We start from the raw sequence: 432 nt of genomic DNA on the forward strand, positions 1-432 counted from the left end.
ATGGCCGCCGCCGCCAGGCTGGTGGACAAGCTGGTCGCCGGCGCCCGGCGCCCGGCAGAGCGCAAGGCTGCTGGTTGAGGGCGTTGCGCGTTGCGCATTTGACTATGCTGGATAAACGGAAAAGGTGCAGCAAACGAACACAGGGAAGCATCGAACGTCATTCGTAGTAGAGGTGATTTTGTGTCTTACCGGTTTGAGCGCGTCTTTCGCACAGGGCGCAGGGCACGGATGCTCGCCTCCCTGACGCTGCCTGTCTGGCTCCTGCTGCTGGCCCCGGTGCAGGCCGAGCCGCAGACCCTGCGCATCGGCACTGGTGACTGGGCGCCCTATGTCGATCAGCAGCGCGCCGATGGCGGGGCCCTGGCGCGGCTGGTCAGTGCGGTGTTCGCCGAGGCCGGCTATCGGGTCGAATACATCTTTCATCCCTGGGAC

Annotated in this window: 1 pseudogene; it reads left to right on the forward strand. The window is 65.0% G+C overall.

What is annotated here, in order from left to right:
• Positions 1–228: 228 nt before the first annotated feature.
• Positions 229–432 (forward strand): annotated as a pseudogene (locus J0A65_RS25925) (substrate-binding periplasmic protein); the annotation flags it as partial.

This window comes from Bowmanella yangjiangensis (assembly GCF_017255015.1).
In the GTDB taxonomy this organism is placed as follows: domain Bacteria; phylum Pseudomonadota; class Gammaproteobacteria; order Enterobacterales; family Alteromonadaceae; genus Bowmanella; species Bowmanella yangjiangensis.